The following is an 18997-nucleotide window of genomic DNA, read 5'->3' on the forward strand; positions in this document are numbered from 1 at the left end:
CGGCGGGCTCAGTCCTTGCGCAGGACGAACGAGGTGCGCGCGGTCGCGAGGCCGGGGGCCTCGGCCTCGACCAGATACGTTCCGGGGGCCGCCGAGCCGGCGGGGGCCGTGGCGCACTCGGGGGCGCTCTGCTTGCGGTTCCACTCCAGGGTGCGGGTGGCGGATTCGTTGGCGGGGACCCGTAGCAGCAGGCTCTTCGCGTCCTTCGCGCAGTGGTCGGAGGCCCAGACGTCCTTGTCGCCGTCGGACTGGGTGATCGTCACCACGGCCCGCTCGGCGCCGAGGTCGACCTTGCAGTCGGCGTCGGAGGAGTTCTCCGCGATCAGCCGGAACTTCGGGGTCTGCCCGGGGGTGTAGGTGTTCTCGACGCTGCGCAGCGTCAACTTCACCGCGGCGGACGTGCAGTTGGGCAGGTTGGACCCGGCCGGCAGCCGCTGCCCCGAGCCCGCGCCACCCGTACCGCTGGCGCCCTCGCCGTCCCCGGAGCCGTCCGTACCGTCGCTGCCGCCCGTACCGCCGGACGAGCCGCCGTCGGAGCCGGACGAGCCGCCGGACCCCTCACCGGTGTCCGTGCCGGCCGTGGCGCCCGGGGAGTGCGTGCCGCCGGAGCCGCCGGAACCGGACTCGTCCCGTCCGCCCGGCTTCTCGCTGATCGCCGGGCCGGAGCCGGAGGGCCCGGGGGTGATGGACGCCACGGGGTTCTTGTCGCCGGAGCCGTTGGTCTTGTCCCCGTTGCCGCCCCCGCCGCTGGTGCTGACCATCCAGATGATCAGCAACGCCAGCACGGCGGCCAGGCTCAGCAGAATCGCCCTCCGCCGCCAGTAGATGTTGGAGGGAAGCGGCCCGACCGGATTGCGCAGAGATCCCACGGCGGCAACTGTACGAGAGATCGGCGGCTTCTCCCGCCCCACCCGCCGCCCCCGGGGCAACTTTTCCGGATCATCATCCCGGAGACGGACCGTCACCGTCCCCCGGGACCCTGTCTTTCGTCAGGTGGGAGCCCTGACGATCGCTGGGTGTGACGGGCGGGGCCGGTTCCGTACGGTCCGTGACCATGACGGATTTCAGTGAAGAGCTGTACCTGGACATCACCTCGCTGGCCCGGGATTCCCCCTCCTGGCTCCAACACGCCGCGGAAATAGGCACGGAGGCGGGGATCGTCGTCTTCGTGGCGCTGTTCGTGGCGGCCTGGTGGCGGGTGCGGCGGTCGACGGGACGTCCGCTCGCCGCGGCCCTGCTGGCGCCCGTCGCCACCGGTGTCGCCTACGTGCTGAGCGAGGTGGCGAAGACCGTGTTCGACCAGGACCGGCCGTGCCGGTCGGTGGCGGGCGCGGCGGCGTCCCTGGTGGCGTGCCCGGAGCGGGGGGACTGGTCGTTCCCCAGCAACCACGCCACGATCGCGGGGGCTTCGGCGGTGACGCTGGCGCTGGTCTGGCGGGGCCTGGTGTGGGTCACCGTGCCGCTGGCGCTGCTGTTGGCGTTCTCCCGGGTCTTCGTGGGCGTGCACTTCCCGCACGACGTGGTGGTCGGCCTGGTGCTGGGGGCGGTCGTGGCGCCGCTCGTCCTGCGGCTGGCGACCGCGCCCGCCGCCCGGGTGCTCGACTCCGTACGGCACCGGGGGCGGGGGCGGCACACGGCGGGTCACTGAGCCCCGGAGTCGGTGAGCCCCGCCTCGTACGCCACGATCGCCGCCTGGACGCGGTTCCTGACGGACAGTCGGTCCAGGATGGCGCTCACGTACGCCTTGACGGTGCCCTCCACCAGGTGCAGCCGGGCGGCGATCTCGGGATTGGAGAGCCCGGCGCCGAGCAGCGCGAGCACCTCCCGTTCGCGGGGCGTGAGGAGGTCCGTGCGGGCCCGGGCGGTGGTGGCGCGGGTGAGTCGGACGGCGCCGAGGTGGTCGATGACGTGGCGGGCGACCTTCGGCGAGAGGAACGCCGCCCCGGCCGCCACCGCCCTTACTCCCGCGAGGAGTTCGTGCGGGTCCCCGGACTTCAGCAGGAAGCCGGTGGCGCCCCCGCCGAGGGCCCGGGCGACGTACGCGTCCTCGGAGAAGGTGGTCAGGATCGCGACGGCGGTGCCGGGGACGCTCCGCAGCACTTCCTCGGCGGCGGCGAGCCCGTCGAGCCGGGGCATGCGGATGTCCAGCAGCGCCACGTCCGGACGGTGCGCCAGGGCGAGCCGGACCGCCTCGTGACCGTCCCCCGCCTCGGCGACCACGTCGATGCCGTCGTCGGCGGCGAGGATCGCCCGGACGCCCGCGCGGATCATCGCCTCGTCGTCGGCGAGCAGCACCCTGACCGGTTCGTTCGGTCCGTTCGGTCCGTTCATGGGAGAGTCCCCTCCTCCGCGAGCCGCGCCCGCGGGACCACGTCCTTGGCGACCAGGACGCCGTCCCGGTCGAAGCAGAGCCTGAAGTGTTCGACCATCGTGAAGAGCTCCCCGTCCGCCCGGTAGTAGTGGCACTCACCGGCCGCCGCGGGCCGCGGGGGCGCACGGTCCACCGGGGGGTCGGAGGCCGTCCGGTCGGGGAGTGCGGGGCGCAGTTGGTCCAGGGTCGCGCCGGGGCGCAGCGCGGCGTACGCCGCGGGCTCCAGTACGGAGTGCGCCTGGGCGTACGCGTACCAGGCGAGCGCCCCGCCGAAGAACAGCGCGCCGAGGGCCGGCACGACGACGACGGCCGGCACCCGGCGGAGCCGGTCCAGGCGACTCCGGTACGGGGTCCGTGCGCCGTCGCCGGCGGCTGACCGTCCGGGCAGCCGGGCGTGGACGCGGAAGCCGGTGCCGTGGCGGCCCGCGGTGAAGGTCCCGCCGAGCGCGGTGACCCGGGTGCGCAGCCCCGACAGCCCGAAGCCGCTGGAGCCACGGGCGGGTGCGGCGGTGGGCCCGTGCGACGGGGGAGCCGCTCCGCTGGTGACGGTGACGGTGGTGCCGTCCGCCCCGCGCTCGGTGCGCACCGTGACGGGGGCGCCCGGAGCGTGCTTGGCCGCGTTGGTGAGCGCCTCCCGCACCACCGACCGGGCCAGCTGCTCGGCGAGCGCGAGCGCAGGCCGCACCGATCCGTCCCCACCGGACTCACCGGTGCCGCTCGGGTGCTCCGTCCGCACCGTCATCCCCGAGGCCGTCGCGCGCCGCACCAGGGACTCGATGGAGTCGGTCGGCGCGGGCTCCAGCGGTACCGGCTCGTCCGGTTCGCGCAGCAGCCCGATCACCGCGTGCAGCCGGTCCGTGGCATCCGCCGCGGCCGACCGCAGCTCCGCGGCGGCCAGCCGGTGCCGCTCGGGCAGGTCCCGGGCCAGTTGCAGCGCGCCCGCCCGCAGCGCGATCAGGCTGAGTTCGTGGCCCAGCGAGTCGTGCACCTCCTGGGCGATCCGGGCCCGCTCCCGCAGCCGCGCCCGGTCGGCCACGATGCGTTGTTCGCGCTCCAGCTGCGCGGCCCGGGCCCAGCCCGCCTCGGCGAGGGCCCGGCGCTGGCGCCAGTGCCGTCCGCACAGCCAGGGGAACACCACGACGAGCAGCAGGGCCGAGACCAGGACCAGCATCTCGCTCACCGGGTCGGCCCCGCGCACCGCGCTGCGGCCGAGTCCGAGGAGCAGCACCGCGCCGAAGGCGTACAGCGCGGGCCCGGCACGATCGGCGCGCACGCCCAGCAGCAGGGCGAACGCGGTCAGCGCGGCACCGGTCTCCAGGGTCAGCAGCGCGGAGCCGGTGGCCAGTGCCAGGGCCGCCACCAGCAGGAAGGCGAGCAGCGGGCGGGCGCGGCCCAGCACGGTGGCGGCGGCCAGCAGGGCGAGCGCGGCGATCCGGTGTGCCGGGGGCAGGGGTTCGCTGAACCCGAGCGGGCCGGCCGCGAGGACGGGCACGCAGAGGGCCGCCCACAGCGCCCCGCCCGCCCGTCGGCGGCGGTGAGTCCCCCGGACGTCACCCTGTGCGTCCACGCTCACTCCCCTTCCGTCCCGGTCCGCTCCGGGCGCCGTGCGGCGCCCCTGACGGAGACGCGTCGGGACGCATCGCACCTGACCGGGCCCCTGTTCCGGCGGGTCCGCTGGCCCGGCGGCCGGTGCGGGAGCGGGCTCGACCCGCCCCCGCTCGGCCGCATATCCCGGACCGTGCCCGGGTGCCCGTGGCAGGATCGGCGGTGCCATGACTGTGCCGACGAAGCCCACGCCCCGTACCGCTCCCGACCCCCGTACCTCCCCGGAGGGCCCGCTCCGCGCGCTGCCCGCCCTGCACGACCCGGCGATCGCCTGGTTCGACGACCACGCGCGCGATCTGCCGTGGCGCCGTCCCGAGGCGGGCCCCTGGGGCGTGATGGTCAGCGAGTTCATGCTCCAGCAGACACCGGTCAGCCGGGTGCTGCCGGTGTACGAGCAGTGGCTGGCCCGCTGGCCGCGCCCCGCCGACCTCGCGAAGGAGCCCTCCGGTGAGGCGGTCCGGGCGTGGGGGCGGCTCGGCTACCCGCGCCGGGCGCTCCGGTTGCACGGGGCGGCCGTCGCCATAGCGGAGCGGCACGGCGGTGACGTCCCCACGGAGCACGCCCAGTTGTTGGCGCTGCCGGGGATCGGTGAGTACACGGCCGCCGCGGTGGCGTCGTTCGCCTACGGGCAGCGGCACGCGGTGCTGGACACCAATGTGCGTCGGGTGCTGGCGCGTGCGGTGGCGGGCACCCAGTACCCGCCGAACGCGACGACGGCCGCCGAGCGCAAGCTCGCCCGCGCCCTGCTGCCGCAGGACGAGGCGGTCGCCGCGCGGTGGGCCGCCGCGTCGATGGAGCTGGGTGCGCTGGTGTGCACGGCCCGCAACGAACGCTGCGAAAGCTGCCCGATCGCGTCGCTGTGTGCCTGGCGGCTGGCGGGCAAGCCGGCGCACGAGGGCCCGCCCCGGCGCGCCCAGACGTACGCGGGGACGGACCGCCAGGTGCGCGGCAAGCTGCTCGCGGTGCTGCGGGAGGCGACGGTCCCGGTGCCGCAGACGGTGCTGAACCGGGTGTGGGACGAGCCGGTGCAGCGGGCCCGGGCCCTGGACGGTTTGGTGGCGGACGGGCTGGTGGAGCCGCTGCCCGGCGGCCTGTACCGGCTGCCGCACGTCTGACGGCCCCGCTCCCGGCGGGGCCCGTCCGAGGGTGCCGGGACGGTTGCCGGTGCTCCGTCCCGATGCCGTACCGGTCGTGTCACGGGGACTCCCCGCCGGAGGGCGGTGGACGGGCGCGACGGGGGCCCCGGGTGCGGTGATGTCACGGTCACGCCCCGGCCGGCCTCACCCCGTGTCACCGTGGCCCCCGGGAAACCACCGCGAACACGCATCAAACGCCGGCCCCCTTACCGCTTGCCTACATCTGTTACACAACCGACGGACAGCCGTGCGTCCGCCGCGTGCTGGCCCGCACAGTGCCGTGACAACTCCTCCGTAACTTCAGTGTTGTGCCGTCGAGGCACACCACGGGAGACATCGGCCAGGGGCCGGATCGGAGGCGACGGGGAATGGCGCACGGCGAGGTGCTCGAATTCGAGGAGTACGTCCGCACGCGGCAGGACGCACTGCTGCGCAGCGCCCGCCGACTGGTCCCCGATCCGGTGGAGGCGCAGGACCTCCTCCAGACCGCCCTGGTCCGCACGTACGGGCGCTGGGACGGGATCGCGGACAAGCGGCTGGCCGATGCGTACCTGCGTCGCGTGATGATCAATACGCGGACGGAGTGGTGGCGCGCCCGGAAGCTGGAGGAGGTGCCCACCGAGACGCTGCCCGAGCGCAGCGTCGAGGACGGCACCGAACAGCACGCGGACCGCGCGCTGTTGATGGACATCATGAAGGTCCTCGCACCCAAGCAACGCAGTGTCGTGGTGCTGCGACACTGGGAGCAGATGTCCACGGAGGAGACGGCCGCCGCCCTCGGCATGTCGGCCGGTACGGTCAAGAGCACGCTGCACCGAGCCCTCGCACGGCTCCGCCAGGAGTTGGAGAGCCGGCGTCTCGACGCGAGCGCGCTCGAACGTGAGGAGCAGGAGCGTTGCGCGGCCTAGGAATCCGGTCCGGGAAGGAGCGGGACACCGCTCCACCCGAGCCGACCGTCGTCCGGACGCGTCGCGTCCGGGCCACGCGCACGCCGAGGGCGGGGAGTACGGCCGTGGCCGCACTCACCGCCGTCGGCGTTTTCGGCATGCTCAGTGTCTTCCTCGTGGCGTGCACCGACGGCGGCACGGGCACCCGCGACGAGGGGCCGGCACGCAAGGAACTCAACGGGCAGTCGGTCGCCCCGCCCACGGCCTCGGCATCGCCCGCCCCCAAGCGGGTCAACGCCTTGCGGCTGCTGATGGACGACCCCAAGGTCAGCGAGGGAGTGAAGAAGGACCTGCGGCCCTGCACGGGCGTGGAGGACAGCCTCCCGGTGGACGTCAGCTACGGCAACCTCACCGGCGCCGCCCACCCCGACGTCGTCGTCAACGTCCTCTCCTGCGGGGACAACGTGGGGCTCGGCGCGTACGTGTACCGTCCCCAGGGCGGTGACTACACGAACGTCTTCCGGTCCGAGGAACCCCCGGTGTACGCCGAGATCGACCGCGGTGACCTCGTGGTCACCCAGCAGGTCTACGCCGAACAGGACCCGGTCGCGTTCCCCTCGGGCGAGGACGTGATCACGTACCAGTGGGCCGACGGCGCCTTCACGGAGCAGGCCCGCACCCACAACGACTACAGCAACGCGGTGGGCACCCCCAGCGCCGAGCCGCCCGGGAACTGAGAGCGACGGATACGGATTCCGATGGCAGAGCAGACCCACGTCCTCTTCGTCGAGGACGACGACGTCATCCGCGAGGCGACCCAGCTCGCACTGGAGCGGGACGGCTTCGTGGTCACCGCCATGCCCGACGGGCTGTCGGGCCTCGACTCGTTCCGGGCGGACCGCCCCGACATCGCACTGCTCGACGTGATGGTGCCCGGGCTGGACGGGGTGAGCCTGTGCCGCCGCATCCGGGACGAGTCGACCGTCCCGGTGATCATGCTTTCGGCGCGCGCCGACTCCATCGACGTCGTCCTCGGGCTGGAGGCGGGCGCCGACGACTACGTCACCAAGCCCTTCGACGGCGCCGTCCTGGTGGCCCGCATCCGGGCGGTGCTGCGCCGCTTTGGGCACGCCAGCGGCACGGGCTCCACCGGTGCGGGCCACCAGGACGGCGCCGTCGGGGCGCAGGGCGGGGTCGGGGGCGTGCTGACCTTCGGCGACCTGGAGATCGACACCGTCGGCATGGAGGTGCTGCGCCTGGGCCGCCCCGTCGCGCTGACCCCGACCGAGATGCGGCTGCTGCTGGAGTTCTCGGCGGCGCCCGGCACCGTGCTCTCCCGCGACAAGCTGCTGGAACGGGTGTGGGACTACGGCTGGGGCGGGGACACCCGGGTGGTCGACGTCCATGTGCAGCGACTGCGCGCGAAGATCGGCCAGGACCGCATCGAGACCGTGCGCGGCTTCGGATACAAGCTGAGGGCCTGAGATAGACGTGTGGGGGAAGGTACGCGGACTGAGCCTGCGAACGGGTCTGCGCTGGAAACTGAGTGCCGCCATCGCGCTCGTCGGCGCCCTGGTCGCCCTGGTGCTGAGCCTGGTCGTCCACAACGCCGCCCGCGGGTCCATGCTGGACAACGCGCGTGACCTCCAGGACGAGCGGGCGCAGGTCGCCCAGCGGATCTACGAGGCCACCGGACGGCTCCAGTTCGGCGCCCGGGTGGACGACCCGGACACCCCGGGCGAACTGCGGGCGAAGGCCGTCGAGGGGCGGCGCGCCACCTATGTCGCGGCCGGTGACGCGAGCAGCAGTCCCGACATCTGGGCGGCGGTGCCGCTCAAAGACGGCCGGGTGCTGTCCCTGCACAGCCCGTTCCGGGACCGCAGTGCGACGATCATGCGGGACCTGGACCAGGCGCTGATCATCGGCTCGACCGCGGTGGTGCTCGGCGGCTGCGCCCTGGGGGTGCTCATCGGGGGCCAGCTGTCCCGGCGGCTGCGCAAGGCGGCGGTGGCCGCGGGCCAGGTCGCCCAGGGGAACACCGAGGTCCGGGTCGTCGAGGCGATCGGCGGGATGGTCCGGGACGAGACGGACGACCTCGCCTGGTCGGTGGACGCGATGGCGGACGCGCTGCGCCAGCGGTTGGAGGCCGAGCGCCGGGTCACCGCGGACATCGCGCACGAGCTGCGCACCCCGGTCACCGGGCTGCTCACCGCGGCCGAGCTGCTGCCCCCGGGCCGCCCCAGCGAGCTGGTCAGAGACCGGGCGCAGGCGATGCGGACCCTGGTGGAGGACGTGCTGGAGGTGGCGCGGCTGGACAGCGCCACCGAGCGCGCCGAGCTGCACGACATCATGCTCGGCGAGTTCGTGACGCGTCGGGTCGCGGTCCGGGACACGGAGGTCCGGGTCAACGTCCTCCACGAGTCGGAGGTCACCACGGACCCGCGCCGTCTGGAGCGGATACTCGGCAACCTCCTCGCGAACGCGGCCAAGCACGGTCGGACCCCGGTGGAGGTCACCGTCGAGGGCCGGGTGCTGCGGGTGCGCGACCACGGGCCCGGCTTCCCGGAGGAACTGCTCGACGAGGGACCGAGCCGGTTCCGCACCGGCAGCAGCGACCGGGCGGGGCACGGACACGGGCTCGGGCTGACCATCGCCGCAGGTCAGGCCCGGGTGCTGGGCGCCCGACTGACCTTCCGCAACATCCGTCCGCCGGGCGCGCCGGCGGACGCGCCCGCCGAGGGGGCGGTGGCGGTGCTGTGGCTGCCGGAGCACGCGCCCACGAACACGGGGAGCTTCCCGATGCTCAACCCGCCCGGCGAGTGACCCGGGTCACGGGGAACCCCAGACGGCGGACACGGCGAGGCCCCCGGTCACCGCACGGAAGCGGTGGCCGGGGGCCGGGGTGCCCTGGGGCGTGGGACGGTCGGGTCAGAACGAGACGCCGACGCCCTTGAGGAACGCGACCGGGTTGATCGCGGAACCGTAGTTGGCGGTGTTGCGGATCTCGAAGTGCAGGTGCGGGCCGCTGGAGTTGCCGGTGTTGCCGGACAGGGCGATCAGCTGACCGGCGTTGACCTTCTGGCCGATCTGCACGTTGACCTTCGACAGGTGCGCGTACTGCGAGTACTTGCCGTTGTTGTGCTTGATCACGACGGCGTTGCCGTACGCGGGACCGTCGCCACCGCCGTTGGGGCCCGCCTTGACGACGGTGCCGCCGCTGATGGACTTCACGGGGGTGCCGGTCGGGACGGCGAAGTCCTGGCCGGAGTGCTTGCTGGCCCACATGCCGCCGGCCTGGGCGTAGCTCGCGGACAGCGCGTAGGAGCTGAGCGGCTTGACCCAGCCGGTGCTCTTCTGCGCGGCGACCGGCTTGGCGGTGACGGACTTCTTGGCCTTCGCGGCCTCGGCGGCCTTGGCCTGCGCCGCGGCGGTGGCCTTGGCGGCCTTCGCCTGGGCGGCGGCCTGGACCTTGACGGACTCGGCGACGGTGCTCGGGGCCGAGGTGACGGCGTGACCCGGGGTCGCAGCCGCCGCGACCCCGGCGCCCAGTGCGGCCGAGACTCCGACGCCGGCGACGACGGCGACCGTCCGGGTACGAATCAGGGACGAACCGGACTTGAGGGACGTGGCGAACTTAGACATACGGGAACCTCCGGATTGGGGGGACGTACGCGTCCTGAGGGAGCCGCGCGGGTCGCTGTGACGCTCTCGGGTGAGGCATCGGGACCGTGGGGTGCGCGATCTCGGACAGGTACGGGATGACCCGGCGTACGTCGCTGTACCGACCGGGGTGCGATTCATTGGTAACCCGCCACCCCACATCGGTTCAAACCCCTCCACTACTAGGCGAACTCGTATATAAACGTCACAGCGGAGGGGCCTTGACAGCGTTCACCCAGCGTCCTTTTTCAACCGAAATGGGCCAGAAAAAACCCTGAGGTGGAGGGTTTGACGCAGCGGACCGCCTCAACGCCGGCCCTCCCCGGCCCCACCTCGCACACCCTCCGCCCACGCCCCGTGACCACCCCGCCCCGACCGTCCACCACCTCGGGCCGCCCACCGCGAACAATCCACTAATCCCCGTAGTACCGGACAAAACACCTGTGCCCCATGTCACCGGGAGGCAAGATCCAGCACCCCCCGAATGTGACCCGGGCTACTCTCGACCCGGCGTTCCGGGCACCTCCGCGGACGTCGAATCGGGCTCGCTCGGGGCCGATTCGGGGCGGCGGAGGTGACCCAGGGCACACGCAGACCACGAGGACCACGGGGAAGACCACGGGGGAGACCGGATGGACCCATCGGTACTGGGCGCACGCCTCGCTTCCAGCGCGATCGCACCCCTGGTCAAGAAGCTGTTCGTGACGGAGGGCCCCGGCGCGGGACTGGTCGACAAACCCGTACGGCTCTCGGCCTACGTGTCCTTCCGGGGCGAACGCCGCACCCTCTCCGAAGCACAGCTGCGCCGGCTCGCCGGCCACCTGGTGCGCGAGGCCCTCACCTCACCCGGCGAACGCGCCTTCCCCGCCGACGAGGAGACCGCCGTCACCGACGCCCTCGCCCGTACGCTGCTCGCCCTCGGCGACCTCGACATGGACGACGTCCAGGCCGTGCAACTCGGCCACCGGGACCTGGCCAAGGCCCTGTACGCACGGGCCGCCGAGGACACGGGCCCGCCCCCGGACCACCACCTGTCCGCCGACGCAGCGGTGTTCTACGCGTCCGCCGTCGAGTGGGCCTGTCTGCACGTCCTGCACTTCTTCACCCAGCGCTCCACCTTCATCGCCCGCACCCTGGTGACCCAGAGCCGCGTCCAGGCCGAGACCATCGCCAAGCTGGACGAACTCATCACCCGCATCCCCCGCCCCGACGCCCTGCGGGCCGCCTTCGAACGCCGCTACCGCACCCACGTCGCCACCAAGCACAGCAAGCTCACCATCTACGGCATCGACCTGACCGCGACACCGGGCGCCTGGCCGCTGGACCTGGCGTACCTGAGCCTCACCTCCACCGAGGAGCCCGTCGAACCGCCGCACTCCGGCGCCCTCGCCGACCACCTCACCGCCCCGCGGCCCGCCACCACCCACCTCGCCGACCGGGTCCTCGCCACCCACCCCCGGGTCCTGCTGCGGGGCGTCGCGGGCTCCGGCAAGACCACGCTCGTCCAGTGGCTCGCCGTCTCCGCCACCCGCGCCACCCCGGACGGCCCGCTGGCCCACCTGTACGACCTCGTGCCGTTCGTCCTCCCGCTGCGCACCCTCACCCGGCACGGCGAACGGCTCCCCGGCCCGGAACGCTTCCTCGAAGCCATCGGCTCCCCGCTCGCCGGCGCCCAACCCCAGGGCTGGGCCGACCACGTCCTGACCAGCGGACGCGCACTCGTCCTCGTGGACGGCATCGACGAGGTCCCCGACGCCGAACGCGACCGCACCCGGGCCTGGCTCGGCGACCTGGTCTCCGCGTACCCCGGCAACCGCTGGCTGGTGACCTCCCGCCCCTCCGCCGTCCGGGAGAACTGGCTGGCCGACGAGGGCTTCACGGAACTCACCCTCTCCCCCATGAGCCGCACCCACGTGGACTCCTTCATCCACCGCTGGCACTCCGCGGCCCGCCACGGCACCGACGCGCCCACGACGGCGCTGCTCGACTCCTACGAACGGCAGTTGCTCACCGCCGTCACCACCAAACCCGACCTCGGCCGGCTGGCCACCAACCCCCTGATGTGCGGACTGATCTGCGCCCTGCACCGGGACCGCCGCGGCTACCTCCCGCACGGCCGCAAGGAGTTGTACGAGGCCGCCCTCGCGATGCTGCTCGCCCGACGGGACCGGGAGCGCGACGTCCTCGCCACGGTCGGCCTGGAGCTGCGCCAGGAGCCGCAGACCCAACTCCTCCAACGGCTCGCCTACTGGCTGATCCGCAACGGCCGCACCGAACTCGACCGGGACCGCGCCGAGGCCATCATCGGCGAGGCGCTGCCCGCCGTGCCCGAAGCGGCGGCCCTCGGCGACGCCCGCACCGTCTTCGCCCACCTGCTGCTGCGCAGCGGCCTGCTCCTCGAACCGTCCCCCGGCGCGGTGACCTTCGTGCACCGCACCTTCCAGGACTACCTGGGCGCCCGCCGGGCCGTCGAGGAGTGGGACATCGGGCTGCTGACCCGGCACGCCGCCGACGACCAGTGGGAGGACGTCATCCGCATGGCGGTGGGCCACGCCCGCCCCCGGGAACGCGCGGAGATCCTGGACGGCCTGGTGACGGCGGGCGACCGGGCGACCGAGGGCCGCGACCGCAGCCGCATCCACCTGCTGGCCGCCGCCTGCCTGGAACACGCCACGGAACTCGACCCCGCGGTGCGCGAACGGGTCGGCGAACGGCTGAACGCGCTGATTCCCCCGCCGAATCCGGAAGCCGCCCGGGAACTCGCCGCGGTGGGCCCGCTCGTCCTCGACCTGCTGCCCGGACCGGGCGAACTCGGAGCGATGGAATCCCGCATGGTGGTCATCACCGCCTCACACGTCGAGTCCGAGGCCGCGATTCCTTTCCTCGCCCGCTATGCACACGTCTCGTCCCTTTCCCTGCGGTCGCAACTCGCGTGGGCCTGGCACCGTTTCGACACCTCTCGGTACGCCACGGAGGTCATCGCCCACCTCGCCCCGGAAGGGCTCTACTTCTCGGTGCGGAGCGAGGCGGAACTCCAGGCCCTGGGAGAACTGGGGGGACGCCCGGGAGTACAACTGGGGGGCGACATCGGAGCGGACGCGATCGCCTCTCACATTTCCCGGTATCAGCCACGGGAACTGAGGATCCTGAACCACCCTTCCCTGTCCGGTCTCCAGTGCCTGCGTGGTGCCGAGAAGCTCCGCTCACTGCTCATTCAGGGCTGCGACGAACTCCTGGACCTCTCCGCGCTGACGGCGCTTCCGGCCCTCCGCCGCCTGGACTACACCTCGGATCTGTATCGCCCTCCCTGGGAATCCTTCGAGGCGCTTGGCGAACTGGACGAACTCACGGTGTGGGCCCTTCACCCCGAGATGTCACCCGACGACTGGGAGGTCGTAGGAGCAGTTCGGCACCTGACGGAACTCGGGCTGTCCGCAGACCTGCTCATGGCCATGCCGGACACGTTCGCCCTGCCGAAACTCAGGCGTCTGGTGCTGTACTACGCGCGCCATGAGAGCCGGGTCGACGTTTCTTCGTTCGTCTCGCGATTCCCCCGGCTCGCACAGCTGAGGATTCCTTCCATGGACGGCGACGAAGTGTCTCTGCACGGCCTCGACCGACTTCCCGAGACCGTCGAGGTCATCTACGCCTGAAGCCCCGCACGCACGGAAAAGGGGTTGCCCCCGGACTCGTCGAGTCCGGGGGCAACCCCTCAGCGTGTGCGGTCCGCGCGGGGCGGGCTCACGCTTCCTTGCTCAGGTTGGGGCCCGCGCCCCCACCGGCGGCCTGCTCGATCGGCGGGACGTCCGGCAGCGCGGTCTTCTCCTCGCCGCGGAAGGTGAAGGCGATCTCCTCGCCCTCGCCCTCCGTGTCGACGACCACGATGTGACCGGGGCGCAGCTCACCGAAGAGGATCTTCTCGGAGAGGATGTCCTCGATCTCCCGCTGGATGGTCCGGCGCAGCGGCCGGGCGCCCAGGACGGGGTCGTAGCCGCGCTTGGCGAGCAGGGACTTGGCGGTGGGGCTCAGTTCGAGACCCATGTCGCGGTCCTTGAGGCGCTCGTCCACCTTGGCGATCATCAGATCCACGATCTGGATGATGTCTTCCTCGGTCAGCTGGTGGAAGACCACCGTGTCGTCGACACGGTTGAGGAACTCCGGGCGGAAGTGCTGCTTCAGCTCGTCGTTGACCTTGGCCTTCATGCGCTCGTACCCGGTCTTGACGTCGCCCTGGGCGGCGAAGCCCAGGTTGAAGCCCTTGGAGATGTCCCGGGTGCCGAGGTTGGTCGTCATGATGATGACGGTGTTCTTGAAGTCCACGACCCGGCCCTGGCTGTCGGTGAGACGGCCGTCCTCCAGGATCTGGAGCAGGGAGTTGAAGATGTCCGGGTGGGCCTTCTCGACCTCGTCGAACAGCACGACGGAGAACGGCTTGCGGCGCACCTTCTCGGTGAGCTGGCCGCCCTCTTCGTAGCCGACGTAGCCGGGGGGCGAGCCGAAGAGCCGCGAGACGGTGTGCTTCTCGCTGAACTCCGACATGTCGAGGGAGATCAGCGCGTCCTCGTCGCCGAACAGGAACTCCGCGAGGGTCTTCGACAGCTCGGTCTTGCCGACGCCGGAGGGGCCCGCGAAGATGAACGACCCACCGGGGCGCTTCGGGTCCTTCAGACCCGCCCGGGTGCGACGGATCGCCTGCGAGAGCGCCTTGATGGCGTCCTTCTGGCCGATGACCCGCTTGTGGAGCTCGTCCTCCATGCGCAGCAGGCGCGAGGACTCCTCCTCGGTCAGCTTGAAGACCGGGATGCCGGTGGCGGTCGCGAGGACCTCGGCGATCAGCTCGCCGTCGACCTCGGCCACGACGTCCATGTCGCCGGCCTTCCACTCCTTCTCGCGCTTGGCCTTCGCGGCGAGGAGCTGCTTCTCCTTGTCGCGCAGGGACGCGGCCTTCTCGAAGTCCTGCGAGTCGATCGCGGACTCCTTGTCGCGGCGGACGCCGGCGATCTTCTCGTCGAACTCGCGCAGGTCCGGCGGCGCGGTCATCCGACGGATGCGCATCCGGGAGCCGGCCTCGTCGATCAGGTCGATGGCCTTGTCCGGCAGGAAGCGGTCCGAGATGTACCGGTCGGCCAGCGTGGCGGCCTGGACCAGGGCGTCGTCCGTGATGGAGACGCGGTGGTGCGCCTCGTAGCGGTCGCGCAGACCCTTGAGGATCTCGATGGTGTGCGGGAGCGACGGCTCGGCGACCTGGATGGGCTGGAAGCGGCGCTCCAGGGCGGCGTCCTTCTCCAGGTGCTTGCGGTACTCGTCCAGCGTGGTGGCACCGATGGTCTGGAGTTCACCGCGGGCCAGCATCGGCTTGAGGATGCTCGCCGCGTCGATGGCGCCCTCGGCGGCCCCCGCACCGACGAGGGTGTGCAGCTCGTCGATGAACAGGATGATGTCGCCGCGGGTGCGGATCTCCTTGAGGACCTTCTTCAGGCGCTCCTCGAAGTCACCGCGGTACCGGGAGCCGGCGACCAGCGCGCCCAGGTCGAGGGTGTAGAGGTGCTTGTCCTTGAGGGTCTCGGGCACCTCGCCCTTGACGATGGCCTGCGCCAGTCCCTCGACGACGGCGGTCTTGCCGACGCCGGGCTCGCCGATGAGGACCGGGTTGTTCTTGGTGCGGCGGGACAGCACCTGCATGACCCGCTCGATCTCCTTCTCGCGCCCGATGACCGGGTCGAGCTTGGATTCCCGGGCGGCCTGCGTCAGGTTGCGACCGAACTGGTCCAGGACCAGGGACGTCGACGGGGTGCCCTCGGCGGGACCTCCGGCGGTGGCCGTCTCCTTGTTCTGGTAGCCGGACAGCAGCTGGATGACCTGCTGCCGCACCCGGTTCAGGTCGGCACCCAGCTTGACCAGGACCTGGGCGGCGACGCCCTCGCCCTCACGGATCAGGCCGAGCAGGATGTGCTCCGTGCCGATGTAGTTGTGGCCCAGCTGGAGGGCCTCGCGGAGCGACAGCTCCAGGACCTTCTTGGCACGGGGGGTGAAGGGGATGTGCCCGGACGGGGCCTGCTGGCCCTGGCCGATGATCTCCTCCACCTGCTGGCGGACCGCCTCAAGAGAAATCCCGAGGCTCTCCAGGGCCTTAGCGGCGACACCCTCACCCTCGTGGATCAGGCCCAGGAGGATGTGCTCAGTGCCGATGTAGTTGTGGTTGAGCATCCGGGCCTCTTCCTGAGCCAGGACGACAACCCGCCGCGCGCGGTCGGTGAACCTCTCGAACATCGTTAATCGCTCCTCAGAGCGGTCAGGCAGTGAAAGGGGTCGGTCCCCTCCCTGTCCTTCCGCAGCTTAGTCCCGCAAGCGGGGACCGCTCATTCCAACTGCCGACACCCGTGCGTGGCCTCCTGACCCCGAACGCCGACATCTGCTCCAACCCGATGGTGCGAGACGATGTTCCCGCAGGCCAGGCAGTTACCCCTACCATCAGTACGCCGATGGCGAACGGGGACCGCCCGGGCCTTGCGTGTCGCCCCTCCCCACTAGGGATGTCTTACCCGCACGTACGGACAGTCCATGCGGGAAGCCCCCCTCCCCTCCGCTACGGGCGAACAACCGCGCGGCGTGACCGTGGGTCGTGCGCACCCGTTTCGGCCACCCTGGGCCGACCCGTGACCACGGTGCGTAACCGCGGCCCGGCTCCGGCTGTTGTTCCGACATGGCTCCCACCGTTCCCCGCCCCCGACGTCCGCTCCCCGACGGCGGCGGGGTGCGCCAGTGGTACGAGAACGAGCTCGGCTGGCCGACGGTTCCCGGGACCCCGCGGGGGGCCGGCACGGGGCCGGGGGTGCTCCTGGTGACCGGAGTGCGCTTCGACGCCCTGGAGGTTCCGTCACGGGCGGCCCGCGCGGTGCTGGAGCGACCGGGCAGGGCGGCGGTGGGGCCGGTGGCCCGCTGCGGCCCGCGCACGCGGTTCCTGGTGGCCGCCGGCGCCGCCGACGAGGTGCCGGGCCTGCTCGCCTGGCTGGAGTGGGGGGCGCTGGCCGGGGAACTGGGACTGGTCGCCGTCGGCGCGGGCCGGACGATCGAGGCGCCCCGGCCGCCGGGCTGGCCGGCGCCGGGCGGCGGCCCGGCAGGGGCCCCCTCCTGGGTGCGGCCCCCCGAGCCGGGGCGGCCGGTGGAACCGTCGCTCCCGGCGCTACGCCCCCTCGCGGCGCACCATGTGCGAGGGAACGCGCGCGGGGGCGGTGGGGACGCCCCCGACCTCGTTCGGCTCGTGGACGCCGTGGCCAGCGAGTGCCTACGGCTCCGGTTGGGCCGAGCGCGTGATCAGCGGTGGGCGTCGTCGTACGCCTGACGGATGTTCGCCGGGACCCGGCCCCGGTCGTTGACCTCGTATCCGTTCTCCTTCGCCCAGGCACGGATCTGGGCCGTCTCCTGGCCGCTGCCGCCGGCCGCCGCGGCACGGGCCTTGCCCCGACCGCCCGCGGACCGGCCGCCGGTGCGGCGCCCACCCTTCACGTACGCCTCCAGCAGGCCGCGCAACTTGTCCGCGTTGGCCGTCGTGAGGTCGATCTCGTAGGTCTTGCCGTCCAGCGCGAACGTCACGGTCTCGTCGGCCTCGCCACCGTCGAGGTCGTCGACAAGAAGGACCTGAACCTTCTGTGCCACCGGATTTTCCTTTCATCGATAACGTGCGGGTCGGTCCCCGCGGCACCCGCCGCCGATTCGCCGTCCCTTGTTATATGCAGTACAGCAGTACGTCGGAAAGCAAACCGCTTTTGCTGGAAAAACACAAACCCCTAGGCGAGACCGCCCGGACCGATCGCTCCCGAGAAGCCTAGGAAACACACGCGTTTCGGACATAGGGCACCGCGGCGGGGACTGAGCGGAATACGATGTCCGGTCGCTCACAGATGCAGAAGCATCCGGCTGTTGCCCAAGGTGTTCGGTTTCACTCGTTCGAGTCCGAGGAACTCGGCTACGCCCTCGTCATAGGAACGCAGCAGCTCGCCGTACACATCCGAGTCCACGGGCGCCTCGCCGATCTCGACGAAGCCGTGCTTCGCGAAGAAGTCGACTTCGAAGGTGAGGCAGAAAACGCGCCGAACACCGAGCCAGCGGGCGGTCTGGAGCAGCTTCTCCAGCAGTTGATGGCCGACGCCCTCGCCCTTGAGCGCGGGGTTCACGGCTAGTGTGCGCACTTCCGCGAGGTCTTCCCACATCACGTGCAACGCCCCGCACGCGACGAGCTGGGCGTTGTCGTCGCGTTCCGCCACCCAGAACTCCTGGATGTCCTCGTAAAGCGTGACCGTGGCTTTGTCGAGGAGGATGCGCTTGTTGACGTAGACGTCAAGGAGTCGGCGCACCTCGGTGACATCACTGGTACGGGCCCGTCGGACGGTGACCGCTTTCCTGACGGGTGCGGGTGCCCCGGTGACCTCGGAATCTGGGACATTCGTCGGGACCGCCGGAACTCCGGGTTGCTCTGCTGGCATGAACGGACGCTATCGCCCGTCCTCCGCGTTCGACGCGGGGGGCTCGCCCTCGGGGCTCCGGGTCGGCTCCGCGGGCTTCCCCGCATCGTTAGCCGCGTCGTGCGCGGGTTCGTTTCGCGGTGCGGGCGGGGGCGGAGTTTCGGGGCCCTGCACCATGCGTACGGCGTCGCTGAGGGCTTCGCGCTGTTCGGGCGACATCATGCCGAAGAACGCGACGAGGGCGGCGGCCGGATTGTCGGTCTGCGACCACGCCTCGTTCATCAGCGCGGCGGAGTAGGCGGCCCGGGTGGACACGGCCTCGTACCGATAGGCGCGCCCTTCGGCCTCGCGGCGCACCCAGCCCTTCTGGTGGAGGTTGTCGAGGACGGTCATCACGGTGGTGTACGCGATGGTGCGTTCCCGCTGGAGGTCTTCGAGGACCTCTCGCACGGTCACCGGACGGTTCCACTGCCAGACCCGCGTCATGACCGCGTCTTCGAGTTCTCCCAGGGGGCGAGGCACAGCTCGCACCATATCCGGATAATTCGCCTGCGGCGCGCTACAAATCGCCGTGGTCGGGTGCGGTATCGCGAAAGGGTGCGCCGCCGCGCGGGGTGCGCGCGGCGGCGGGTTCAGCGGGCCCGCGGTGCGGGGCTCCGCCGGGGCTCGGCTGCTCGGACGGGCCTCAGGCGCTGTCGTCCCGGACCGCGGCCGACCGGCGGGTCTGCTCCGCCTGACGGAGGGCGTAGTCGACGGCCGCGTCCTCCTTGGCCTTCTTGTCGCCCCCCTGGGTCTTCACGATCGTCACGATGAGCGCGGTGAAGAACACGGCCATCACCGTGGGGGGCAGCAGCGCGGAGACGTAGTCCATGGGGC

General features: G+C 71.9%; 17 protein-coding genes. 8 read left to right on the top strand and 9 right to left on the bottom strand.

The genetic code is table 11. From position 1 onward, the window contains the following. Positions 1–8: 8 nt before the first annotated feature. Positions 9–869: a hypothetical protein gene (locus tag ACFWIA_RS16470; RefSeq protein ID WP_387005051.1), complete on the bottom strand. Its 861-nt coding sequence runs from the start codon at positions 867–869 to the stop codon at positions 9–11. A 185-nt stretch (positions 870–1054) separates the two neighbouring features. Between ACFWIA_RS16470 and ACFWIA_RS16475 the strand changes: the two genes are divergently transcribed. Beyond that, positions 1055–1648: a phosphatase PAP2 family protein gene (locus tag ACFWIA_RS16475; RefSeq protein ID WP_387005054.1), complete on the top strand. Its 594-nt coding sequence runs from the start codon at positions 1055–1057 to the stop codon at positions 1646–1648. Here ACFWIA_RS16475 and ACFWIA_RS16480 read toward each other — a convergent pair. Together ACFWIA_RS16480 and ACFWIA_RS16485 are read right to left on the bottom strand one after the other, a co-directional pair. Then, entirely contained in the window at positions 1642–2331 is a 690-nt protein-coding gene (locus tag ACFWIA_RS16480) for a response regulator (protein WP_387005057.1), read from the bottom strand. The two genes, ACFWIA_RS16475 and ACFWIA_RS16480, sit on opposite strands and share 7 nt — an antisense overlap. Beyond that, the gene (locus ACFWIA_RS16485; protein WP_387005059.1) at positions 2328–3938 is read right to left on the bottom strand and encodes a sensor histidine kinase; all 1611 of its coding nucleotides are present in this window, start codon (positions 3936–3938) and stop codon (positions 2328–2330) included. Before ACFWIA_RS16485 ends, ACFWIA_RS16480 begins: the two co-directional genes overlap by 4 nt. Positions 3939–4143: 205 nt before the next feature. Here ACFWIA_RS16485 and ACFWIA_RS16490 point away from each other — a divergent pair, with 205 nt between their 5' ends. The 5 genes from ACFWIA_RS16490 to cseC all read left to right on the top strand — a co-directional run bounded on the left by ACFWIA_RS16490 (position 4144) and on the right by cseC (position 8822). Continuing rightward, the gene (locus ACFWIA_RS16490; RefSeq protein ID WP_387005062.1) at positions 4144–5091 is read left to right on the top strand and encodes an A/G-specific adenine glycosylase; all 948 of its coding nucleotides are present in this window, start codon (positions 4144–4146) and stop codon (positions 5089–5091) included. Positions 5092–5480: 389 nt separating this feature from the next. Further along, entirely contained in the window at positions 5481–6020 is a 540-nt protein-coding gene (locus ACFWIA_RS16495; protein WP_387005064.1) for a SigE family RNA polymerase sigma factor, read from the top strand. Between the two features lie 104 nt (positions 6021–6124). Continuing rightward, positions 6125–6736: a hypothetical protein gene (locus ACFWIA_RS16500; protein WP_387005067.1), complete on the top strand. Its 612-nt coding sequence runs from the start codon at positions 6125–6127 to the stop codon at positions 6734–6736. Positions 6737–6757: 21 nt separating this feature from the next. Further along, positions 6758–7483, top strand: a complete 726-nt coding sequence (gene cseB, locus ACFWIA_RS16505; RefSeq protein WP_387005070.1) for a two-component system response regulator CseB — start codon at positions 6758–6760, stop codon at positions 7481–7483. Between the two features lie 7 nt (positions 7484–7490). Then, positions 7491–8822 (top strand): two-component system sensor histidine kinase CseC, encoded by a 1332-nt coding sequence (gene cseC, locus ACFWIA_RS16510; RefSeq protein WP_387005073.1) that lies wholly within the window; start codon positions 7491–7493, stop codon positions 8820–8822. A gap of 105 nt (positions 8823–8927) precedes the next feature. Here the strand turns inward: cseC and ACFWIA_RS16515 are convergent, their stop codons facing one another. Continuing rightward, on the bottom strand, positions 8928–9641 hold the full coding sequence (locus ACFWIA_RS16515; RefSeq protein ID WP_387005076.1) for a M23 family metallopeptidase: 714 nt from the start codon (positions 9639–9641) through the stop codon (positions 8928–8930). Positions 9642–10291: 650 nt separating this feature from the next. Here ACFWIA_RS16515 and ACFWIA_RS16520 point away from each other — a divergent pair. After that, on the top strand, positions 10292–13312 hold the full coding sequence (locus tag ACFWIA_RS16520; RefSeq protein ID WP_387005079.1) for an NACHT domain-containing protein: 3021 nt from the start codon (positions 10292–10294) through the stop codon (positions 13310–13312). Positions 13313–13400: 88 nt separating this feature from the next. On the opposite strand, the gene ACFWIA_RS16525 is transcribed toward ACFWIA_RS16520, so the two are convergent. Beyond that, complete coding sequence (locus ACFWIA_RS16525; RefSeq protein ID WP_387005081.1) at positions 13401–15929, bottom strand: ATP-dependent Clp protease ATP-binding subunit; 2529 nt, start codon at positions 15927–15929, stop codon at positions 13401–13403. Between the two features lie 433 nt (positions 15930–16362). Here ACFWIA_RS16525 and ACFWIA_RS16530 point away from each other — a divergent pair, with 433 nt between their 5' ends. Continuing rightward, on the top strand, positions 16363–17001 hold the full coding sequence (locus ACFWIA_RS16530; protein ID WP_387005084.1) for an SCO3374 family protein: 639 nt from the start codon (positions 16363–16365) through the stop codon (positions 16999–17001). Here ACFWIA_RS16530 and ACFWIA_RS16535 read toward each other — a convergent pair. From ACFWIA_RS16535 to ACFWIA_RS16550, 4 genes are all read right to left on the bottom strand, one after another. Further along, a complete protein-coding gene (locus ACFWIA_RS16535; protein ID WP_385484077.1) occupies positions 16974–17315 on the bottom strand; it encodes an Lsr2 family protein in 342 nt (113 codons plus the stop codon). The two genes, ACFWIA_RS16530 and ACFWIA_RS16535, sit on opposite strands and share 28 nt — an antisense overlap. 239 nt (positions 17316–17554) lie before the next feature. Further along, positions 17555–18142, bottom strand: a complete 588-nt coding sequence (locus tag ACFWIA_RS16540; protein ID WP_387005087.1) for an amino-acid N-acetyltransferase — start codon at positions 18140–18142, stop codon at positions 17555–17557. Between the two features lie 9 nt (positions 18143–18151). After that, a complete protein-coding gene (locus ACFWIA_RS16545) occupies positions 18152–18643 on the bottom strand; it encodes a BlaI/MecI/CopY family transcriptional regulator (RefSeq protein ID WP_387005090.1) in 492 nt (163 codons plus the stop codon). A 163-nt stretch (positions 18644–18806) separates the two neighbouring features. Further along, a complete protein-coding gene (locus ACFWIA_RS16550) occupies positions 18807–18992 on the bottom strand; it encodes a hypothetical protein (RefSeq protein WP_387005093.1) in 186 nt (61 codons plus the stop codon). Between the last annotated feature and the right edge of the window lie 5 nt (positions 18993–18997).

Origin of the sequence: Streptomyces sp. NPDC127068 (assembly GCF_042724695.1) — a bacterium.
In the GTDB taxonomy this organism is placed as follows: Bacteria; Actinomycetota; Actinomycetes; order Streptomycetales; family Streptomycetaceae; genus Streptomyces.